At 54.5% G+C, this 385-nt stretch carries 1 protein-coding gene; it reads right to left on the bottom strand.

Going from position 1 to position 385, the window contains the following annotated elements; genetic code table 11:
* The coding region (locus tag I6F37_RS44595; RefSeq protein ID WP_225155071.1) for a CotH kinase family protein at nucleotides 1-385 on the bottom strand (385 nt) is incomplete at both ends.

Consider the following 385-nt stretch of genomic DNA (forward strand, 5'->3'; position numbering starts at 1 on the left):
GTACCAAACCAGCGGTCAGCGTGCTGGGCCATTTCCGGCGACAGGATCGTCTCGATGGTATCGAGGTAGTTAAGCATGGTTTCACAGCTGAACGCGGTGTTCAGCAAATCGGCCTGCCGGGTGATGTAGTACTGGTTGAACTCCGGGTTTTCCCGCAATTTATTTAAGATCGTGATGTGGCCTTCCGGGTCGGACCAGGGCTGATTGACCAGCACTTCCGGGTTACAGGGCAGGGCATCGGCATCGGTGTTGGGTATGCCGGTATAGTTGATGTAGAAATCAAATGTGGCGTCATTATCCCATAAAATATAGCCCCACTTGCGGTGCCCGCCATCGGGGTTCAGGCCACGCCACCAGCCGGTATTGTAATTCAGCCAGTCCGAAC

Source organism: Bradyrhizobium sp. NBAIM08 (assembly GCF_020193935.1).
Lineage (GTDB): Bacteria > Pseudomonadota > Alphaproteobacteria > Rhizobiales > Xanthobacteraceae > Bradyrhizobium > Bradyrhizobium yuanmingense.